Below are 14,993 nucleotides of genomic sequence, written 5' to 3' on the forward strand. Positions count from 1 at the left end.
CGGGCTCTAGGGCTTTTTGCTGTCTGGCGCCCCGGGATGTGGCGCATCGGGCGCGTGTGTAGGGAAATCTCCTGGCCATGCCTTGCCCGCATCGACCTCCGCAGGTGGTGCAGTTCGAAATGACTTCGTCAGGAGAAGGACCGCCACCAGGACCGCGGTGATGATCCACCCGGTGGTGCCAGCGATCCCCACATGGGCGGGATCATAGGTACCATCGGCTGAGAAGAGCAGGGGTAGTCCAGCAGTCGCGTTGATAGTCGAGTGACCCAGGGCGGCGGGCCAGACCGAGTTGGTTCGGATCGTCAGCCAGGTCAGCACCCCGCCAATGAGGGTGCAAAAGATGACCATGAACACCACCGCGAGCCAGCCGGGCAGGTGGGGATAGTTGTGGCCCAGCAGCATCAACGGGGTGTGCCACAGCCCCCATATCAGCCCGGTAATGATGATGGTCGGCAGCACGCCGAGGGGTAGGAGCTGAGGTGTCAGCCACCCGCGCCAACCGATCTCTTCGCCGAGTGCCGGCAGCAGGTTAATGAACCAGGATGCCAGCACCACGTTGATGAATTGGCCGATGAGCAAGACTTCAATTGGAATGCCGGTAACCCCTGCGTCAGCAAAGGTGTCTTGCAGTCCGGACAGGTTCGCGAAGTCGGCTTCGTAGAGGCCAAGCCCCGCGGCCAGCGGTAAGCTCAACAGGCCAATGCCGACCGGAATGATAAACGCTAACGCCAGATATCCGATGAAGCGTGGCACTGGCCGAGGCCGGGTAAATCCGAGTGCTGCAGCGCGCTGTCCCTTGGGTCGGTTTTTGCGCACGATGAGCCATGCGATGAACCCGGGGATCCCCATCATGACCAACGAGACGGGCAGATATAACAGTTGCATGGTGACCGGCTCGTCCACAAGATACAACGGTAAGGCGACGAGCCATGTCAGCCCGAAGGTCAGGACGATGAACCATGCGATGTGCCGCCACGGGATACTGCGCCGGTTCGGTGGTGACGTGGGCAAAAGGTGCGCGCGATGCATACCGCCAGTGTAATCCCACCCGGCCTGAAATTGTATAGAGCCACATCCACGAGGGATCCAGGTGGGCGGGTTGGTAGGACACGGTGATCCATCATAGAAAAATCGTCGCCTCGACTACTAAAAGTTTGGCTACTTCCCCATGGTGACGCGGAAGCGCCAGCGCTACAATTGTAGTAACGCCATTGTTCGCGAGCCGACCGCAAAACACGTCCTATGGAGACTTTGGAGGCGAGGCTGATGGCTAAGAAGCATGCTAACTCAGCTGTACAATCGAAAACCACTTTTACGGTGCAAAAGAGGGACGCCCCTGGGACGCTTCGTCACCCGTTAGTCCATGACGCGGTGGTTGGAAAGAGGCGGCGCTGGGCGGCTTGGCAGGATTGGGTCAGTGTGGGACTCGGCATCTACTTTGCCTTAGCGCCACTCTGGACCCCGAGTGCGCCGGTAGGTCTGTTCATGACGTTAGGTCTCCTAGTCGTCGCTGTCTCCGTGTGGGCTGGAAGCACAGCATCGTCGACTTTGGCTGAGTTTATGAAAATGGTGCTCGGTGCCGTGATCATCGTCTCGGCATTCTTCAACGCACACACAGAAGAGCGTACCGCGATCATGACTTCCTGGTTCGTCGGAGCCGCACTGATTGTCCTGTCCTTGCTTGCTTCACATCGAAACCGCACAGGCAGGTCAGCGACCAACGCTACTCAACGCACATAAGCGCTTAACTGCTGTCTCAAATAAGAAGGCCCCCACCGTGAGCCGCTATGAACGTTTAACGGTCAGAGTAGCTGCGCCACGATAATCCCCGCACCGATTACAATCGCCAACCACGACGTAAAAGTCGAACCCGCAGCGCTCATGGTCTCCTGGGTTTTGGATAACAGCAGGTCAGTTTGTGTTGGATATTTTGTTCGCGCCCACGTCAGGATGATGGCCGGCAGGATCATCAAGACGTTGTAGAAGGCCAGCCAAAAAATATCGAGGGGTAGCCCGGAACCGTTGGTCGCGATGAGACTAATCGCCACCAAATACGGCCACATCGTCGCGGCTTCCACTGCGATCGCGGCCACCGCCAGGGTAGCCGTCGACGTGTTGGATGCCAGCGCCTTATCGCGTAATCGAGTGATGACTGAGGGCCCCGGCTTGGCTTCTCGCCGACTACGAAAAATGCCGATGATGCCCATAATGATGACCAGCACCCCGAGCCCAATGAAGATCCGATCCGCAAGGGGCCCCTGGAGAGTGTCGAGGTAGGTATCGATAAGATGCGACGCGACCGTGAGGACCACGATCCCCAAGACGAGATACGTCCCGGCGGTCACGACCAAGTAGGTGACGAGTCGTCGCGGCTGAAATGGACCGGGCTTGGAAATTAGCCACAAGGGTATGAGCAGCGTTGATAATGTCGACGCATCCAGGAACGCGAGCCCGATCAGTGCAACAATGCTAGCGAAACTCATGGCACCTTTCGAGGTTAGACAGCATGCTCACTATAGTTGATGGTAGTGTTGCAGCGATTCATTTTTTCAAGGATTTGATACAACAATGTCAGGACTCAGCCACGATATCGCGGCTATGGTGGCGAACCACGCTGCTGGTGACGAAGACGGTTTCTATGCGGTGGCCCTAGACGTGGCACACCGGGAACTGTCCGAAGGTCGACGAAACGCAGCGACCGAAATCCGCAAGGCTATCGAAGAAGCACGCGGAGAAGCCGTAGAACTGCAGACCGTTGAAGAAGACGACCTCGGGGTCGATATCGACTCGGATCTCGCCGAATTCATTCAGGTCGCCAGACCAGATGCAGACTTCAACGAACTCACCATCTCTGGCGACCTCGTAGAACGCGTCCGCCAGATTCTCGAAGAGCACCGCAACGCAGCACTGCTTCGCGATTTCGGATTCACCCCCGCCCACCGTGTGCTGATGGAAGGCCCGGCAGGTACCGGTAAGACCGCCACCGCCGAGGTGATCTCCGCTGAACTGGGCATTCCGCTGGTCACCGTTTATCTGGATAACCTGCTCAATGTGTATTCGGCCGAAGAAGACGTCCCCTCGTTACGCGAGGTGTTCGACCGGCTCGCGCGGCGCCGTGCCGTGTACCTCTTCGATGTGTTCGACACCATCGGGGACGACACCGCCTCAGGGATGACCCGTCGGGTGTTTAAAGCGTTCCTGCTCTTTGTGGACGTGCTGGGGAAGGGGTCGGTGGCGATTGCGGCCACGAACCGCCGCGGGGTGTTGGATCGGTCGATGTTCCGGCACTTCGATACGGTGCTAACTTTCTCGCTGCCCTCCCCGGAGGAGGCGATGCGCGTCATTCGTTCCCAGCTCGGCGACCGAGCGCCAGAACCCGTGATGAACGAAGTCGACATCTACGAACAGTACTTCGAAGGGCTGTCGCAGGCTGAGCTGACCATTGCAGCACGATCAGCCGCTAAGGCCGCGATCATGCGCAATGAAGCAAAAGTCACCCAAGACGACCTCATCTATGCGCTCACCAACCGCGGTGCGTTTCTGCTCGATGACGAGTACTAATCAGCAATCCGCTGTAACAACGGTTTGATGCGGTAGCTCAGAAACTCCTTCAACACCACTGCGGTTGAGGTACGCACGATACCCGGGATCTCTAAGATCAGCCGGTTGACGCGATACAGGTCCTCGGGGGACTCAGCCACGACTGTTAACCGGAGATCAGCATCCCCGGTCGTTGCATATATCTCGAGCACCTCGGGAATCTCGGAGAGCGCGGCCATGGTTTCTTTGTCATACCCCTGCCGGATCGAAGCATTCATAAACGCACTCACCTCGTAACCCAATGATCGAGGGGACAGGCGACGCTGGAACGAGTCCAGCACGTTGTCATTGAGTTTCTGTAACCGTGCCTGCACGGTATTCCGTGACACCGATAAGCGTTGGGCCAGTGCCACTGTAGTGGCCGTCGGCTGATCGATCAGCGCCAGCAGGATCTCAGCGTCCAGCCCGTCCAGTTCACGACGGGCATCCCTGTTTGTCATTCTGCTCTTCTTTCTACGTTGTACTCGGCATAATGCTCAATTTTTTCTAAAGCTCTTGTCCGTTCTGCTGCCTTGCGTGATGCTGATCATGAGTATAGCGAGCAGGAGATCCCACCATGGTGCAGTCACCGGTCCAACACACCACCGTCACCGAAGAAATGGTTCGTATCATCACCCAACGGGTCGACAGAGTATTCGGGCTGATGGGGAACGGCAACGTCGAACTCATTTCCGGGCTGACATCGCAGGGCTTCGCTTTTACCGGCGTGCGTCATGAGGTCGCAGCGGTCACCGCAGCCGATGCCTACTACCGGGCCACGGGCAAACTCGCGGTGGCGACGGCAACGTACGGTGCGGGATTCACTAATATGGCGACCGGCTTGGCGGAAGCGCAATTGGCTCGGATCCCGATGGTTGTTGTGGTTGGTGACGCTCCTTCGACAGGGCGCCGCCCCTTCGATATCGACCAGCAGACCGTGACCGTAGGGCTGAACATCCCGGTCATGACGATCAGCGCCGATAATGTCACCGCGACGCTCACCCGTGCTTTCGACATGGCTGAAGATGGCCAGGAACCGGTCATGGTGTTGGTGCCCTACGACCTTGGGCCACGCCCTGCGGGTGATCGGGCATCGCATGAGGCATATGAACCCATCGCGCAGCCGACTGCCAGCGATGAGCAACTGCAGACGATCGCCCAAGCACTGGTGACAGCCAAGCGACCCCTGATTGTGACCGGCGGTGGCGTGGTCCGCACCGGTACCGGCCAACTGGTACGCCGACTCGGTGATGCGGTAGGTGCAGTCTTTATGCATTCCTTGACCGCTTCGAACGTCTGCGGCTCAGAGCATAGCCTGGGCATAGCCGGTGGTTTCACCCCGGAACACAAACTTCCTGCGGTGCACGCCGCTGACATGGTGCTCATCCTGGGCGCCACCAGCAACGCGTTCCAAACCCGGAAGGGCACCTTATTCGGGACGGACAATATTTACCGGATTGATCTCAGCGATAAATGGAACCAGACCCTGCCGACCGCACAGACCGTCTTCGCGGACTTGACCGACGCGCTGCCCAGACTGCTGCATGCCGTCGAGTCGCTGCAGCCGCGGCCATCCTCCTACCGCCAAGAATTGCCCGGCCTCATCGGCACAGACGGGCTCGACCACGAACCGGTCTACGGTACCGACGGATACCTCAATCCACGCCACGTGGCGGCGAAACTGAACGAAATCCTGCCCGCCAACCGCCAGATCGTGCTGGACGGCGGCCACTACATCACCTGGATCGGCGAACGCTTCGACATCCCAGACCCGGCCAGCCTCATTGCGGTGGGCACGGCCTTCCAATCTATTGGTCTCGGTTTTGGCTCCGCCGTTGGAGCGTCTGTCGGGAGTCCGGAGAAATTTACGGTCTGTATTTCCGGCGATGGCGGCGGCCAAATGGCACTGGCCGACTTGGGGACCTTCATCAACCAGACAGACCGCGGTGCAGTGATCGTTTTCAATGACGCAGCATACGGGGCTGAGATCCATCAGTATGCCGTACAAGGAGCCGATCCGAGCGCCATGTATCTGCCATATGTCGACTTCGCCGCGGTTGGGCAAGCTATGGGCGGCATTGGTATCACCGTTAACACACTGGAAGACCTTGATGATTTTGCCCAGTGGTTAAGCAGCGGCGCAGACGGGGTTGCCGTCGTGAATATTCGGATCTCCACAGAATTCGCTCATCCTGCCATGCGGCCGGGTGCGACCGGGTAAAGCTCAGCAAAGCCCTCGGGGCGGACGTTCTAGAACGTCTGTCCCGAGGGCTTTTGCAATAAGGTGCGTTAGCTTAGCTGTCGAGCTGTTCGCGAGCCAGATCTGCGGCTAGACCGGTGTAGGTGTGCGGGGTGAGGTTTTTGAGGCGCTGTTCGGCGGCTTCTGGCAGGCCGAGCTCGCCGACAAATTCCCGCATCCGTGCAGCATCAACGCGCTGGCCACGAGTGAGATCTTTGAGGCGCTCGTAGGGGTTATCCATGCCTTCCACCCCGGCGATGGCTTCGGCACGCATCACGGTCTGGATAGCTTCACCCAGGACTTCCCAGTTGCCATCGAGATCGGTTGCCAGGGCGTCTTCGGCGACATCGAGCTGGCCCATCCCGCGGGTGACGTTCTGCAGTGCCAAGACGGAGTGTCCCAGTGCGACACCAATGTTGCGCTGGGAAGTGGAGTCGGTCAGGTCGCGCTGCCAGCGGGACTCGATCAGCGTGGAACCCAAGGTGTTCAGCAGGGCGTTGGACAGCTCGAGGTTGGCTTCGGCGTTTTCAAAACGGATCGGGTTGACCTTATGCGGCATCGTTGAGGAACCGGTGGCACCAGCGACCGGGATCTGCGCGAAGTAGCCGATGGAAATGTAGCTCCAGACGTCGACGCAGAAGCCGTGAAGAATCTGGTTGAAACGTGCGATGTCGTCGTACAGTTCTGACATCCAGTCGTGGTTTTCGATCTGGGTGGTCAGCGGATTGAAGGTCAGGCCTAGGCCTTCAACGAAGTCTTGGGCGATGACCGGCCAGTTAGCGTGCGGGACTGCGGCCACGTGCGCCGCGTAGGTTCCGGTAGCGCCGTTGATTTTGCCCAGGTACTGCTGTGCTGCAATGCGGCGCAACTGGCGGTTCAAGCGGTGCACAAAGACTGCGAGCTCTTTGCCCAGTGTGGTGGGGGTGGCTGGTTGGCCGTGGGTGCGCGACAGCATCGGGGTTTCGACCGCGGCCTTGGCTACCTCGGCGATCGAGTCGACCATCTTGTGAGCGGCTGGCAGCCAGACATCCTGGACCGCATCGCGCACACCCAGCGCATAGGACAGGTTGTTGATGTCTTCAGAGGTGCAGGCGAAGTGCACCAGCGAGCTGAGATGGCCGAGCCCCAGGCCTTCAAGTCGGTTGGCGATGAAGTATTCGACAGCTTTGACGTCATGGACGGTCACAGCTTCCGTTTCGGCCAGTTCAGCCACCGAGGCCTCATCAAATTCGGTGACGATAGCGCGCAATCCGTCGCGCTGTGCATCGGTGAGACGCTGCAGGCCGGGCACCACCATGCCGTCGGCCAAGTGAATGAACCACTCGACTTCGACGTGGACGCGGTTGCGGTTCAGGGCTGCCTCGGAGAGGTGGTCCACTAAATCTGCTACGTAACCACGGTAGCGGCCATCCAAGGGGCCTAAAGGAATATCTGTCTCAGCCAAACGCACGCGCATATTTTCAGTCATGTCCCTTATTCTGCCACTGGCAGTGACAGGCTGCCGATCAATGTCAGGCCCGTGACACATCTGACCCAGCCTTTTCCACATCGAGATACGCCGGCAACGCTTGTCCACAGCTTGGGCTAGGACCCCTACCTCCCACGGCCCGGGTTCCTACGCTAGAGCGCATGAATGACAGGTGGGCGGTGGCAAAGGAGGAAGCTGATGGTCATGGTTGAGATCCCCTCGATGGCAGAGATCGGTACCGGGATGGGTCTGGTGGCCCAGGGCGCCTGTGAGATGGCATCTCAAACGGTCCAACAGTTCGTGTCCAGTCCCTCAATTGCGCAGGCGGGGTTGAACGCAGTGGCCGCGCAGATCGAGGTGTTAGAACAACTCGTAGCTAAATTGCGGGAGGTGGCTGCGGGTATCGAGGATGTGCAGCGGCAGTTGGGTGCCACATTGATCATGGAATGGCATTCTCCGGCCGGTGAAGCCTTTCGGACTGCTGTGGGCGAAAGGCAGAACCAGGCCCAACATTTAGCGGGCATGACCCAGGAGACCGCACGACTAGCAGGACAGGGGATCGATGAGTTGCGCACGATGATTGCGAGTCTGCAATCCCTGCTTGCAACCGCCAGAGCCTCAATGGGTGATGTTGCCTCTGGGGCGATTGCGCAGGTGTGCGCATGAGTGCCAACGTGACCGGTGGGCCGACGCATTGGCGTGCAAATCTTGATGAGCTTGGCCTGGGAGCGGCCCGGCTTCAAGAAGCTACCGAACAAACCATGCGGCTAGCTGGTGACGCCGCCGCAGCGGGCGGCTTGCTGGCGGGCGTGACGATCATGACCCCGCAGGGTCCGCTGATCGGCGCCAACACGGTGGGCATTTCGACCGGGCTGATCGCCATGCGGGCTGAAGTGCAAGCGCTCACCACAGGTGTCGAATATGCGGTAGCGGGATATCTGGAAGCCGAAGCTCACATTTCGAATCTGGTGGACTTCGCGGTGACTCCAACGGCCGTGATGCTGAGCATTCTGGGGCTCACCACGAGCCTGAACGTCCCCAATGACATGTACGAAATCGCGATCCGGGGCGCTAATACCTACATGTGGGCTCCGGTTGAAGCCGCCTTCACTGCACTGGATGGGACCGTGCCGGGCGCAAAACTTGCGATGGGACATGCCATCGGGTGGATGTTTGGACTGGAGGAAAGTCTTTGGGACGTGGACCCCTCACAGCGAACCTACGGCATGTTGGCCCACGCCTTACAACACGCAGGACTCATGCGATTGGCACCCTACGACGTTGACAATGTGACCCCGCAGCCCGCGGCGGATGGCTGGCAGACTCGTGACAGCCTCGGGATGGACAGTTCGATGCAGGCGATGGACCTATTGCAGGATTACGCTCAAGAGGCCGATACGGTGACGATCGCTCGGATTGGTCAATCGGACGGTTCTGATGCCTATGCGGTGATGTATCCGGGCACGACCCCGTTGGGTGATGACAGTGGCCCGTTGGGCGCCCTCCGCGATGATGCGGCGTTCGGCGCGACCGGTGTGGTGGAAGCCATCGCTGCTGATTCGGCACATGTTGAGGAAGCCACGCTGCAGATACTTGCCCAAGCCGGTGTCCCCGCCGGGGCGAAGATCATTCCGATGGGGTATAGCCAAGGCGGGATGCACGCCATGAATGTGGCCCTGAGCAAGAAGGTCACTTCAAAATATGAGGTTTCCGACGCGCTCACGGTTGCGGCCCCGACGGGACACCGGAGCACCGATGATCTGTCGACAAACTTTGTGCACATCGAACATCAACACGACAAAGTCACGGCCCTGACAGGGGCCAGCAATGAGGCCCGAGTCAATCGCACCACCGTGGAGGTCCATGGCTATCCCGCTGAAGACGTTGAGGCCGGGGTATTCGGGGCCGAACACAATATTTCGGTGATTGATCAGCAGTTAGCAACCGCGTTGGACGATCCAGAAGTCGCTCGGGCGACCGAAATTCCCTTCGGCAACTTAGAGATGAAGATGGGCGGGCCGGTGGCGATTCAACAGTTCACGTTGAAGCGGCAGCAGGCGCCGGTGCCGCAACATCCTTTCGAAGCGCCCCGCGGGCCCAAACGCTCCGGTGCGGGATCCCCTCCGGTCTCGATCCGACCGTTAGATGAGTGGCTGACCGGCACCGTCCGACGGCAGCCTTTCTAGCTGGTGACTGAAGAGACCAACCAGTTCATAATGGTCGAGACGACTGAGATAATCAGCGCTGCCAGGATGGCGGTCCAAAAGAAACTGTCAATTACCACGTACATCGGTAGAAACGAGGTCAGCCACACGGTGAGCGCGAGCATCGCCGCATTGATAATCAGCGTGAACAGACCCAGGGTTATGCACGTGATCGGGAGCGATAACAAGCTCACAATCGGGCGAACGATCGAATTCACCACGCCAAAGATCACTGATACAATCAGTAGCGCAATAACGGTTTCACCGGTGTCTGGAGCACCGCTATCGGTCATCACTTCCATGCCGGGCAGCAGCCACACTGCCACCCAGAACGATGCCGCAGTCACCAACACGCGCAAAAGATAATTCATATCCGTATTCTGACACGAACAACCGACAGCGCCCAAACAGAGCGCCGCCGGTTAGCACGGGCCGGCCGACTACTGCTGCGGGGGCTTAGCATTATCCGACAAGCTTGGTCGTGCCTGATGATGCCGGGATCCCAGTTGGCTCGCTAGACTAACGCGTATGGATTCTTCTGCTATCACTCCGCGTTCCGTGCTGAACACCTTGCCCACCTACCAGGCTGGCAAGCCTCCGGCTGCGACGCCGGGGCTAACCTCCTATAAGCTCGCTTCGAATGAAAATCCGTATGCCCCGATTCAGGCGGCCACCGATGCGATGATGCAAGCAGCGACCGCGGAGTCGGTCCAGCGTTACCCGGAGACGACCTACGCGCACTTGCGGGAATTGATTAGCGAAACCTACCAGGTGCCGTTCAATGACATCACCGTTGGTGCAGGATCATTGGGCGTACTCACCGCGCTGGTGCAGACGTTTGCCGGCACGAACGACAACGGCACCCAAGATGAAGTCATCATCCCGTGGCGCTCATTCGAGGCCTATCCCATCGTCATCCGCACGGCCGGAGCACGCGACGTCATGGTGCCGCTGCAAGATACCGGTGAGTTGGATCTAGAGGCCATGCTCGAGGCCATCACCGATCGCACGCGCATCATCATGCTGTGCACGCCGAATAATCCAACCGGTGCGGTCTTGAGTACCCAGGCGGTCCGAGATTTCATGGCACGGGTGCCATCCCACATCCTGGTCGTGATCGATGAGGCCTACATCGAATTCATCCGCGACGAGGCTGCCGTCGATGGGCTGGCCATGTATCGCGACTATCCGAACGTCGCCGTGCTGCGGACCTTCTCCAAAGCACACGGGTTGGCCAATCTGCGCATCGGATACGGTGTCGCTCAACCTGAAATTTCGCAGCCGTTGAAGGTTATCCATCCGCCTTTTGCTACCTCAAGTCTTGCCGAGCAGGCGGCTCATGCCTCGTTGTCGCATCTGGACGAAGTGCTGGCCAATACTGAGCAGGTCGTTACAGAACGGACGCGGGTGTGGGAAGCTCTGGATGGCCTCGGCTATGCGCCTCCGGCCAGTCAGGCGAACTTCGTCTGGCTCCCCCTGGGGGAGTTGGCTCAACCGTTCGCCGATGCCTGCGGGGAGCAAGCGCTGTCAGTGCGTGCATTCCACCCCGAGGGCGTGCGAGTGTCCATCGGCGAAGTCGAAGCCAACGATCGCCTCATCGAGGTGGCAACCGCCTTCGCTGAACAACGCCTGAACCGTTAGAGCGAAAAGGGCGTCATGTCGACTTCGGCGCCGGCAACGATGCCGGGTCTGCCCTCGACCATGGATGTCACAATTTCGGCGGTGACCGGTCCCAGTGAGAGGCCGTGCATGTTGTGCCCCGTGGCCACGATGACATCCGGTGCGGATTTGAGCGGCGAAATAATCGGCAGGCCGGTCGGCGTCATCGGGCGCGGGCCGGTCCATTCGTTATAGCGCGGCTTGTCGCCGATACCCTTGATGAATGCGGATGCCTGAGAGGCCAGGTGGTGGATGCGTTGTGGCTCAAATTTCTCCACTTCGGTCGAGAAATCCATCAACCCAACCACACGCAGCTCACCGGACAACGGGACGCCGATGGTCTTACGATCGATCGACGCGACCAGATAGCCCGGTAGGCGGTCCGGTTGGACGTGGTAGGAGTAGCCGGTTCCCGAGGTAATCCAGGTCGTCCTGGTGGCTTCGAGCCCTTTGATTTTAGGGGTGGTCCAGGCCCCGGTGGCAACCACAGCCCGATCGAATCCAAGCTGACTTTCCCCGCTTGCGCTGCGCAGTGTGGCCTGATGGCTATCGATGCCCACCAGCTCGGTGTGCTCCATGATCTGGGCGCCATAGTCGAGCAGTTTGGCGTGCAATTCGTCAACGAAGATATTTGGATCGATGTAGCGTTCGGTGGGCGCCAAAAAGCCTGCCCGGACGTGCTCATCGAGGACGGGTTCAAAATCGTGGAGCTCGCCGTCGAGCATGATCTGTCCGGGGCGCTTCTGCCCGAGCATGTCTGCGCGCGCAACTTGGTTATCACGGAACACCTGCAGCGCATCGGCTGACACATGGGTATTCAGGAAACCGTACCCACCACCTGCAAGCGAGATACCGTCCTGGTGGTAGGAGTCAAAGGCTGCAAAAGCGCCGCGGGCGAGCTGGTCGAGATCTCGAGTGTTTTTCCGGACTCTGGAGGGTAGCGTGTTATAGATAAACCCCGCACCAAAAGCTGACAATAGCGGCGTGGAAAGCGGGGAAATATTGAGGTAGTGCCGACGCGTGGTGAGCCCTTTGACGATTTCGCTCAGCTGTTCGGGCTGTGGCATCGGCGTGACTTGTATCGGCGTGATCTCCCCGGCGTTGCCGCGAGCCGCGCCCGAACCGACCTTATCTTTATCAATGAGCGTCACACGATGACCCGCTCGAGCCAGTGAATAGGCGGTGCATAAGCCAATGAGCCCTGCCCCCGCTACCAGTACATCCTTCGAAGCGGCCATAACGCCATCCTCCCACGTTGAAGAAGCAATCTTGTCTCGAGTCTACAAACTTCCCCTGCCAACTACGAGGCGAGCACTGCGGTCAAAGACACGTACTATGAAGAATTCTTTGCCATGACTTCCGACACGTTCGACCGAAAGCGTCACATCGAGCATAATACTGGAGATATTCCAGTATTTTTCAGGTGTAACCTGCCCGCAAATGGTACACATCGTTGCGCTCGCATGCATGTGGCAATTTCCGCGGATTTCCGCGCCATGTACACGGTTGACCAGTTCGCACCGACGGCGTATAGCATGCTGCACACGCGACCAGTCGAAGGGGTGTACAATACATGTGACTAGCCTCACGAGTACCCTCCACCATTGGGTACGATGGGGGTAAGTCCTGCAAGTCGCGGCGCCTATTCTGACCCGAAGCGGCGTCGCCTGTCTCTCACCAGGAGAAGCAAATATGTCTACTATTTCGTCCCCGACCGGGCATCAACTTCCTGAAGAAGCCATTGGCGTTCTATCGGCCGACGGGTTCATTGATCCCACCGATGCCGCAAAAGATTTTGTTGACGATGCCACCGCTATCGGACACGAACGAGTGGCCGAAATGTACCGGCTCATGGCCCACACTCGCCGTCTGGACACAGAAGGGGTCAACCTTCAGCGCCAAGGCCAATTAGTGCTGTGGACCCCCTCAGTAGGACAAGAAGCAGCCCAGGCCGGTGTGGTGACCGCCCTGGAGGACCGGGACTGGATCTTTCCTACTTACCGCGAGCACGTCATGGCACGAGGTCGCGGCATCCCTGACGAATACGTTTTTGATTTCTTCCGTGGGGCAGTCCATGGCGGTTGGAACCCCAACGACTACAACATGCAGCCCTACACCGTTGTGTTGGCAGCCCAAGTACCGCACGCCGTGGGCTACGGCTGGGGTATTGCTCAGCAGCAACGCGGCTGGACTGACGCACGACGCAAAGCCGAAGGTCGCGTAGCCATCGCATGTTTCGGGGACGGTGCTTCGACCGAAGGCGATATTCACGAGGCCATGGTCTTTGCCGCATCCTTCGATACGCCGGTCGTGTTTTTCATTCAAAACAACTACTGGGCTATCTCGACCCCATTCGAAGTTCAATCCAAGGTGCCGCTGTTCAAACGAGCCCAAGGGTATGGTTTCGATGGTTTCGCCGTCGATGGCAACGACCCAATCGCCACTGCCGCCGTGATGGACCGGGCCGTGGATCATGCTCGTCGTGGTGGGGGACCGGTGCTGGTCGAAGCCCACACCTACCGGATGGGGGCCCACACCACCGCTGATGATCCGACGAAGTACCGCACCAAAGAAGAAGAACAAGCCCATGCTCAGGCCGACCCGATGGTTCGCACCGAAGCATATCTGCGCCGCCGCTTCGACTACGGCGATGCGTTCTTCTCCGAGGTCACTGAAGAAGGTGAACAGCTCGCCGCCAAGCTGCGCGACAATATCATTGATGCCCCCGATACCGTCTCGCTGCGGGAAAAATTTGACCTGGTCTACGCCGAAGAGCATTCCCTGGTTGAAGCCCAGGCAGCAGAATTTGACCGGTGGATGGAGGACGAGCAAGCGTGACCACGGTATTTGATGAAGTCGCATCCGGTACGCAGAAGCTCACGATTGGCCAAGCCGTCAACCGCGCCCTCGGTGATGAACTGGCCTCAGACGATTCGGTCCTGCTCCAGGGTGAAGACATTGGCGCCCTGGGCGGGGTCTACCGGGTAACGGAGGGACTTGCTGCCAGATTCGGTTCTGACCGGGTCGTGGACGCACCGTTGGGAGAGTCGGGGATCGTGGGCACCTCCATCGGGCTGGCCCAGGCCGGTTTCCGGCCGGTGGCAGAGATCCAGTTCGACGGGTTCGTCTACCCGGCGTTCGACCAGATCGTATCGCAGCTGGCCAAGATGCATTCCCGGTTCCGTGGGGCCCAACAGTTCCCGGTGACCATTCGCCTGCCCTATGGCGGTGGCATCGGTTCGGTTGAACACCACAGTGAATCTCCCGAAGTGTATTTCGCTCACACTGCCGGGCTGAAAGTCGTCACCTATTCCAACGCCCACGATGCTTACTGGGTCACCCGGGCCGCAATCCGATCGGCCGATCCGATCATGCTCTTGGAACCCAAGAAACACTACTTTGTGCGCGGTGAGGTCAACTTCGACCAGCCGGTGGAAGACCCCTTCGCCACGGTTGAAGTACGCCCCGGTAAAGACGCGACCCTGATGGCCTGGGGGCCTCAGGTCGCCACCGCCCTGGCTGCCGCCGAAGCCGGTGAAGAAGACGGTTACGACCTGCAGGTGTTGGATATCCGCGGCCTATCGCCGCTGGATATGGACACCATCGCGCAAGCCGTGAAAACCACCGGCCGGGCGATCATCATCCACGAGGCATCCACGTTTGCCGGGTTCGGAGCGGAAATCTCGGCCGGGCTCATGGAACGCGCCTTTTTGAGCCTCGAAGCGCCGGTGCAACGCGTGGGCGGCTACCACATGCCGTACCCGCCGTCGCGGCTGGAACACGACTATCTGCCCTCGGTGGATCGGGTCTTGGATGCCGTAGACGAAACCTTCACCTACTAGAC

Annotated in this window: 14 protein-coding genes; 8 read left to right on the plus strand and 6 right to left on the minus strand. The window is 59.1% G+C overall.

All coding sequences use genetic code 11. The annotated features are described in order from the left end of the window. Nucleotides 1-6 precede the first annotated feature (6 nt). Complete coding sequence (locus J2S62_RS01270) at nucleotides 7-1,029, minus strand: CPBP family intramembrane glutamic endopeptidase (RefSeq protein WP_310170381.1); 1,023 nt, start codon at nucleotides 1,027-1,029, stop codon at nucleotides 7-9. A gap of 237 nt (nucleotides 1,030-1,266) precedes the next feature. Between J2S62_RS01270 and J2S62_RS13605 the strand changes: the two genes are divergently transcribed. Next, complete coding sequence (locus J2S62_RS13605; protein WP_456077485.1) at nucleotides 1,267-1,740, plus strand: SPW repeat domain-containing protein; 474 nt, start codon at nucleotides 1,267-1,269, stop codon at nucleotides 1,738-1,740. A 62-nt stretch (nucleotides 1,741-1,802) separates the two neighbouring features. Here J2S62_RS13605 and J2S62_RS01280 read toward each other — a convergent pair whose 3' ends face one another. Then, nucleotides 1,803-2,483 carry a GAP family protein gene (locus J2S62_RS01280; protein ID WP_310170386.1) on the minus strand — a complete coding sequence of 227 codons (681 nt, stop codon included), beginning with the start codon at nucleotides 2,481-2,483 and terminating at the stop codon, nucleotides 1,803-1,805. Between the two features lie 85 nt (nucleotides 2,484-2,568). On the opposite strand from J2S62_RS01280, the gene J2S62_RS01285 reads away from it, so the two are divergent. Next, the gene (locus J2S62_RS01285) at nucleotides 2,569-3,561 is read left to right on the plus strand and encodes an ATP-binding protein (protein ID WP_310170388.1); all 993 of its coding nucleotides are present in this window, start codon (nucleotides 2,569-2,571) and stop codon (nucleotides 3,559-3,561) included. Here J2S62_RS01285 and J2S62_RS01290 read toward each other — a convergent pair. Then, on the minus strand, nucleotides 3,558-4,040 hold the full coding sequence (locus J2S62_RS01290) for an Lrp/AsnC family transcriptional regulator (RefSeq protein WP_310170390.1): 483 nt from the start codon (nucleotides 4,038-4,040) through the stop codon (nucleotides 3,558-3,560). The genes J2S62_RS01285 and J2S62_RS01290 overlap by 4 nt on opposite strands. Before the next feature lie 116 nt (nucleotides 4,041-4,156). On the opposite strand from J2S62_RS01290, the gene J2S62_RS01295 reads away from it, so the two are divergent. Then, nucleotides 4,157-5,800 carry a thiamine pyrophosphate-binding protein gene (locus tag J2S62_RS01295; RefSeq protein ID WP_310170392.1) on the plus strand — a complete coding sequence of 548 codons (1,644 nt, stop codon included), beginning with the start codon at nucleotides 4,157-4,159 and terminating at the stop codon, nucleotides 5,798-5,800. Nucleotides 5,801-5,873: 73 nt separating this feature from the next. On the opposite strand, the gene purB is transcribed toward J2S62_RS01295, so the two are convergent. Continuing rightward, entirely contained in the window at nucleotides 5,874-7,286 is a 1,413-nt protein-coding gene (purB, locus tag J2S62_RS01300; protein ID WP_310170394.1) for an adenylosuccinate lyase, read from the minus strand. A 204-nt stretch (nucleotides 7,287-7,490) separates the two neighbouring features. Here purB and J2S62_RS01305 point away from each other — a divergent pair, with 204 nt between their 5' ends. Then, entirely contained in the window at nucleotides 7,491-7,952 is a 462-nt protein-coding gene (locus J2S62_RS01305) for a hypothetical protein (RefSeq protein ID WP_310170396.1), read from the plus strand. Continuing rightward, nucleotides 7,949-9,472, plus strand: a complete 1,524-nt coding sequence (locus tag J2S62_RS01310) for a hypothetical protein (protein ID WP_310170397.1) — start codon at nucleotides 7,949-7,951, stop codon at nucleotides 9,470-9,472. Before J2S62_RS01305 ends, J2S62_RS01310 begins: the two co-directional genes overlap by 4 nt. Here the strand turns inward: J2S62_RS01310 and J2S62_RS01315 are convergent. Beyond that, a complete protein-coding gene (locus tag J2S62_RS01315) occupies nucleotides 9,469-9,861 on the minus strand; it encodes a phage holin family protein (RefSeq protein ID WP_310170398.1) in 393 nt (130 codons plus the stop codon). The genes J2S62_RS01310 and J2S62_RS01315 overlap by 4 nt on opposite strands. A gap of 157 nt (nucleotides 9,862-10,018) precedes the next feature. Here J2S62_RS01315 and J2S62_RS01320 point away from each other — a divergent pair, with 157 nt between their 5' ends. Continuing rightward, on the plus strand, nucleotides 10,019-11,131 hold the full coding sequence (locus J2S62_RS01320) for a histidinol-phosphate transaminase (RefSeq protein WP_310170400.1): 1,113 nt from the start codon (nucleotides 10,019-10,021) through the stop codon (nucleotides 11,129-11,131). On the opposite strand, the gene J2S62_RS01325 is transcribed toward J2S62_RS01320, so the two are convergent. Then, nucleotides 11,128-12,387 (minus strand): NAD(P)/FAD-dependent oxidoreductase, encoded by a 1,260-nt coding sequence (locus J2S62_RS01325; protein ID WP_310170402.1) that lies wholly within the window; start codon nucleotides 12,385-12,387, stop codon nucleotides 11,128-11,130. The two genes, J2S62_RS01320 and J2S62_RS01325, sit on opposite strands and share 4 nt — an antisense overlap. Nucleotides 12,388-12,841: 454 nt before the next feature. Here J2S62_RS01325 and J2S62_RS01330 point away from each other — a divergent pair, with 454 nt between their 5' ends. Both J2S62_RS01330 and J2S62_RS01335 read left to right on the plus strand, forming a co-directional pair. Beyond that, complete coding sequence (locus J2S62_RS01330) at nucleotides 12,842-13,987, plus strand: thiamine pyrophosphate-dependent enzyme (protein WP_310170404.1); 1,146 nt, start codon at nucleotides 12,842-12,844, stop codon at nucleotides 13,985-13,987. Continuing rightward, nucleotides 13,984-14,991 carry an alpha-ketoacid dehydrogenase subunit beta gene (locus J2S62_RS01335; RefSeq protein ID WP_310170406.1) on the plus strand — a complete coding sequence of 336 codons (1,008 nt, stop codon included), beginning with the start codon at nucleotides 13,984-13,986 and terminating at the stop codon, nucleotides 14,989-14,991. Before J2S62_RS01330 ends, J2S62_RS01335 begins: the two co-directional genes overlap by 4 nt. Nucleotides 14,992-14,993: the final 2 nt, after the last annotated feature.

This window comes from Enteractinococcus fodinae (genome assembly GCF_031458395.1).
Classification (GTDB): Bacteria; Actinomycetota; Actinomycetes; order Actinomycetales; family Micrococcaceae; genus Yaniella; species Yaniella fodinae.

Coding starts and splice junctions, on each gene's coding strand:
- J2S62_RS01270 (WP_310170381.1), bottom strand. CDS start 1,029: ATGCATCGCGCGCACCTTTTGCCCACGTCACCACCGAACCGGCGCAGT.
- J2S62_RS13605 (WP_456077485.1), top strand. CDS start 1,267: ATGGCTAAGAAGCATGCTAACTCAGCTGTACAATCGAAAACCACTTTT.
- J2S62_RS01280 (WP_310170386.1), bottom strand. CDS start 2,483: ATGAGTTTCGCTAGCATTGTTGCACTGATCGGGCTCGCGTTCCTGGAT.
- J2S62_RS01285 (WP_310170388.1), top strand. CDS start 2,569: ATGTCAGGACTCAGCCACGATATCGCGGCTATGGTGGCGAACCACGCT.
- J2S62_RS01290 (WP_310170390.1), bottom strand. CDS start 4,040: ATGACAAACAGGGATGCCCGTCGTGAACTGGACGGGCTGGACGCTGAG.
- J2S62_RS01295 (WP_310170392.1), top strand. CDS start 4,157: ATGGTGCAGTCACCGGTCCAACACACCACCGTCACCGAAGAAATGGTT.
- purB (WP_310170394.1), bottom strand. CDS start 7,286: ATGACTGAAAATATGCGCGTGCGTTTGGCTGAGACAGATATTCCTTTA.
- J2S62_RS01305 (WP_310170396.1), top strand. CDS start 7,491: ATGGTTGAGATCCCCTCGATGGCAGAGATCGGTACCGGGATGGGTCTG.
- J2S62_RS01310 (WP_310170397.1), top strand. CDS start 7,949: ATGAGTGCCAACGTGACCGGTGGGCCGACGCATTGGCGTGCAAATCTT.
- J2S62_RS01315 (WP_310170398.1), bottom strand. CDS start 9,861: ATGAATTATCTTTTGCGCGTGTTGGTGACTGCGGCATCGTTCTGGGTG.
- J2S62_RS01320 (WP_310170400.1), top strand. CDS start 10,019: ATGGATTCTTCTGCTATCACTCCGCGTTCCGTGCTGAACACCTTGCCC.
- J2S62_RS01325 (WP_310170402.1), bottom strand. CDS start 12,387: ATGGCCGCTTCGAAGGATGTACTGGTAGCGGGGGCAGGGCTCATTGGC.
- J2S62_RS01330 (WP_310170404.1), top strand. CDS start 12,842: ATGTCTACTATTTCGTCCCCGACCGGGCATCAACTTCCTGAAGAAGCC.